4 protein-coding genes are annotated in these 4532 nt (G+C 51.4%); 3 read left to right on the top strand and 1 reads right to left on the bottom strand.

Annotation, left to right across the window (positions count from 1 at the left end):
• Positions 1-30: 30 nt before the first annotated feature.
• Entirely contained in the window at positions 31-1698 is a 1668-nt protein-coding gene (locus ABYV89_RS14790) for a TolC family protein (RefSeq protein WP_432823704.1), read from the top strand.
• Positions 1695-2564: a ThiF family adenylyltransferase gene (locus tag ABYV89_RS14785; RefSeq protein WP_432823703.1), complete on the top strand. Its 870-nt coding sequence runs from the start codon at positions 1695-1697 to the stop codon at positions 2562-2564. Before ABYV89_RS14790 ends, ABYV89_RS14785 begins: the two co-directional genes overlap by 4 nt.
• Before the next feature lie 22 nt (positions 2565-2586).
• Here the strand turns inward: ABYV89_RS14785 and ABYV89_RS14780 are convergent, their stop codons facing one another.
• The gene (locus ABYV89_RS14780; RefSeq protein ID WP_432823702.1) at positions 2587-3246 is read right to left on the bottom strand and encodes a PEP-CTERM/exosortase system-associated acyltransferase; all 660 of its coding nucleotides are present in this window, start codon (positions 3244-3246) and stop codon (positions 2587-2589) included.
• 735 nt (positions 3247-3981) lie between these two features.
• On the opposite strand from ABYV89_RS14780, the gene ABYV89_RS14775 reads away from it, so the two are divergent.
• Positions 3982-4532: hypothetical protein (locus ABYV89_RS14775; RefSeq protein WP_432823701.1), on the top strand; the 551-nt coding region annotated here is incomplete at its 3' end.

The following is a 4532-nucleotide window of genomic DNA, read 5'->3' as shown; positions in this document are numbered from 1 at the left end:
TAGCCTTTAGCCTTTAGCCTAGATACTCTTATGACACGACTATTCACCATCTTCTGCATGCTGTTACTAACCACCATCCCGGCATGGGCGCTGGAATTGAGTCTCGAAGAATGTCTTTCGCTGGCCGTTCAGAATGATCGCAATCTGAAAGCTCATCAGGCCAATGAACATGCCAGGGGCGAAGACGTGAACATCGCCGTAAAAAGTTTTTTCCCCACCCTCAAGCTGACCGGCGAGTACACCCTGCTCGATCGCCCCAACCGGCTGATCATTGACGCAAACTCCTTTGACACAGGAATGCCGGGGCAGGATGTCCATCTTTTTGGGGACCGCCGGTTTAAATCGGCCAGCCTGCTTCTCGAGCAACCGGTATTCAAGGGGGGGAAACTCGTACAGAACCTGAACAAGTCAAAAAGCATAGAAGAGCAAGCCCGCCTGAACACCCTTCGGCAACAGAGTTTGCTGAAACGGGACACCGGAGAACTTTTTTTCCGGGCCCTCAATCAGCAACTGCAACGAGAGACCCGCGAAAAGACCTTACAGGCAAAAAAAGAACGTCTTCGGATCCTTCAGGAGTTGCAAGCAGAGGGCTATATCAAAACCGAAGACGTATTGCGGCAAGAAGCAGAACTGTCTTTTGCCGGGGCGGAACTATATCGTTTCAAATCAAGAGAAAAAGTGACCTTAAACCAGTTAAAAAACGCTCTCTACCTCGACCCGACAACTGATTTAACCTTGAAGGCCCCGAGCAGCTATCAAAGCCTCTCCCCCGAAGCACAAAACCTGAAAGCTTCAGTCCTTTCATACCGCAAAGACTATCTGGCGCTGCAACAGCAAATCAACGCGGCGCAAGCCGACGTAAAAGCCTCAGAGAGCAGACTCTACCCCCAGGTTTCGTTGTACGGAGAGTATACTCGCCAGGACGAAAACAATCTCGAGCGCGATGAAGTATGGGCGGCTGGCGCGCGGCTGGAATGGTCAATTTTCGAATGGGGGAAAAACCTCGCCGAAATCCGTCGGGCCAAAGCAGACAAGGAGCGCTTGCGCTACCAGCAGGAAGCCTTCGCACAAAGCATAAAAAATGAAACCGACGACCTTTGGGCGACGATACAGGAAAAAGAACAAGTTACCGCCGCCTGGCTCAGCAAAACACGAGCCAGCGAAATGATGATGACCCGATCTGTTGAAGAATTTGCTGAAGGTCGTCGCACTCTGGCCGACCTCCTGGAAATGGAGGCCGAATTTTTCACCAACTACAACAGCTACCTTACCGCCATCAATGAGCAAGGCATCGCGCTGTTGCAGCTGCAGGCAGCTGTGGCCGCCCCCCTCGATGGTTGGTTGATCAGCAAATCATTCTACCAGCCTGACTTCAATTTGCCGACATCCCGCCTGCAGCTGCTGCTGACTCCTCCTGTGCGAACAGCGGCCCCCTTCACCACAACGGCACCCGCCACCCTGCCAGCAGAAAAGGAGTACAGCATTCAGCTGGGCTCTTTTGTAAACAGAGAGAACGCAGAACAGCTCAGGGAGCATTCGACCAGGGTCTCTGGAAAACCGGTGATTGTTGTTGAAATCAAAGGGACCTTCAAGGTTCGCGTGACAGGTCTGAAAGATTTCGCAGAGGCCAAAGCCCTGCTGCCCCGGATTCAATCAGAACTTGGTCTAGCTGGCTACATCGTAAGGACGGAACAATGAACATCCGCAATCTGATTAACAATGAATTTTCTCGCAACATCGGCCTGCTGACCGAAGCCGAGCAGATCCGCCTGCTCGAATCGCGAGTCGCCGTGGCCGGAGCAGGAGGCGTGGGGGGCATCCATCTGCTGACCTTGGCACGTCTCGGTGTCGGTAAATTCAACATCGCCGACCTCGATGTCTTTGAACCGGTGAATATCAGCCGCCAGTTCGGGGCATTTCACAGCACAACGGGCCGGCACAAAGTTGAGGTGATGGCTGAAATGATCCGTGACATCAATCCGCAAGCAGAGATCAACCTGTTCAGAGAGGGGATTTCGGCAGCCAATGTCGATCGCTTTCTCGACGGCGTAGACACCTATGTCGACGGCATTGATTTTTTTCAGATCGATATCCGGCGCCTGATTTTCAAAACTGCCAGAAGCAAGGGGATCTATGCCGTGACAGCGGCGCCTCTGGGATTCGGAGCGACTCTCCAGGCCTTTGCGCCCAAGGGGATGTCTTTTGACGACTACTTCGGCATCACAGACGACATGGAACAGCTTGAAAAACTGGCGGCATTCACTGCGGGACTGACCCCGCGACCCTACCATTTGAATTATCTCGACCGCAGCAAGGTGAGTATCAAAGAAGAAAAAGGACCGGCGGTGTCGCCGGCATGCACCCTGGCTGCATCACTGGTAGCCACAGAGGTAGTGAAAATCCTAACCGGTAAAAAGGGACCAAAAGCGGTCCCCCATTACCTGCAGATCGACATGCTACGCAGAAAGCTTCACAAGGGGTATGTCTGGGGGGGCGGGAAAAATCCGCTGATGCGAATTCTGCGCCACTACATCCTTAAAGAGATGCGCAAAACGATGGAGTAAAACCCACCGGGCGAAATCCCGATCAGGCCACCGCACTGACACGTTCCGACTCCTGAAATCCCAGAAAAAGTTCCGGATTTCGGCTGACGATATCCCTGACCGCTCCAATATAGGGGGTGCGAAGACCGTGATATTCTTTTTCGGGGCCGATCTGCGAAAAGAGAATTTTCTTGCGCGCCAGCAGAATCGGCAACCCCCTTGCCATCACCGCATACAGGTGAGTAATTCCGCGCTCCAGGCTCTCCTGGGCCAGACAACGCAACAATCCGTTGACCAGCTCGCCCGCATCGGATTGCCAACGCATCCGGCCTTTAAATTCACTGCAATAGTGCTTGGACAGAGCCAGTCGTGAAATTTCACCAACCTGGTTTCGTTTGAGATGGGAAAGGTTCTTGCTAAACTCAAACGCTTGTTCGACAGGAAAACGCTTCACTGAATCGAGAATCAGGCGAACCGTACCGACGACCTTTTCCTCCTGCCGGCCATCACCGCACTCCCCATGTCGCACAATCGCGGCAAAATGTACGGAGTGCCCATCGTACTCATCCCGTTCCAAGCCATCGGGATGGTCCTGCGGTTTTTCAAAGCCCCGCTCTTCGCAATAAACCTTGTATCTCAGCGCCAGAACCTCTTTCAATAAAGGGTCGCATTGCTCGATTTTTTTAAATTCGAAGGTTTTCAAAAGGATTCCTCTTTTATATGGCGGTTACCGGACAGAATCATCCCCCCTGTTCAGCGCAAGACGTCCCCCTTCCATAGAGATCATCAGCACTGGGTACCGATGAAGCCATTTTCAGGCCAAGATTAAAAGCTCAAGGATTACCTGATATTACAACATCAAAAGAGAAAAACCGGGGATATCCCCCTCCAAAGTGTCTCCTATCGGATACGCTGGCTTGCTGAGAAAAGTCGTTCCTGTTAAAAATCGCAAAGATAGCATGTCGTCAACAAGCGACACCCAACATCCTTACCGCTTGCACAGATTCATTTCGCCAGTTTCAGCGGCAAATAATCGGTGGCGGACCAGGCAGTTGAGCATCGCCGTAAAAACCTGTGAATCCAGCTACATGACATCAGCCAGACAACCAATAAAAAAACACATTAACACAATACAATTTACGTGCCACTGAATAATATGTGTATTTTCAAGGCCTTAAACAACAAAAGAAGAAATGAAAATGGCCCAGTGTAAAAACATTCGACAACAGGGCATGCCAGGCGTTAAAGACTTACAGATAAACCGAAATCAATAAATATCCGGTCTACCCTCCTTGACAACATCAGACTGCATAACATAATAATGAACAGGAACAATGCACTCTAACCAAGCAAAGCATGGTGCATCCGACAACGATTTAAATAAACCCCATCAATCCTATAACGACAGGACCGACCTTAACTGAGGAGAAAACCCGCCATGAAATTACTTATCGTGTTTTCATGCACAATTGCATTATATCTGCAATCATGGGCCCTTCCCGCGATGGCCCAAAGTGAAAAATTCGATATTTTCATTGAGGGCGTCACCATCCCCAACAGCTCACCAGATTTGACGGTGGACCTGGGTGTCAAATTGGCTGATAACGGGAATAAAACAACATGGACAATCCTTTTCCCTCCGGGGAAAACGGTTCCCGCCATTAGTCAGCTTGCTTTTACGCTTAACACGTCAACTGATGCGGCACTGGTCGCCAGCATGTGCGGACCCTCATTGCCCACAGGCTGGGTTTTGAGCAAGAAGGAAAACACCGCCAACCTTTTTACGCTCGACAGCAATGATGGCAGTTCTCCTCAGTCGTTTGACTTTATCCGCACACAACAAGAAATAGCTGGCGGAACAGAAAGCGCTGCCGGCGGCACGACCGGCGGCACGACCGGCGGCACGACCGGCGGCACGACTGGTGGCACGACCGGCGGCACGACTGGTGACACGACTGGTGACACGACTGGTGACACGACTGGTGACAC

It is taken from the genome of Trichloromonas sp. (assembly GCF_041583255.1).
Taxonomy (GTDB): Bacteria; Desulfobacterota; Desulfuromonadia; order Desulfuromonadales; family Trichloromonadaceae; genus Trichloromonas.
The sequence above is the reverse complement of the archived record's forward strand: the minus strand, read 5'-3'. Positions and strand labels throughout refer to the sequence as shown.

Coding starts and splice junctions, on each gene's coding strand:
- ABYV89_RS14790 (WP_432823704.1), top strand. CDS start 31: ATGACACGACTATTCACCATCTTCTGCATGCTGTTACTAACCACCATC.
- ABYV89_RS14785 (WP_432823703.1), top strand. CDS start 1,695: ATGAACATCCGCAATCTGATTAACAATGAATTTTCTCGCAACATCGGC.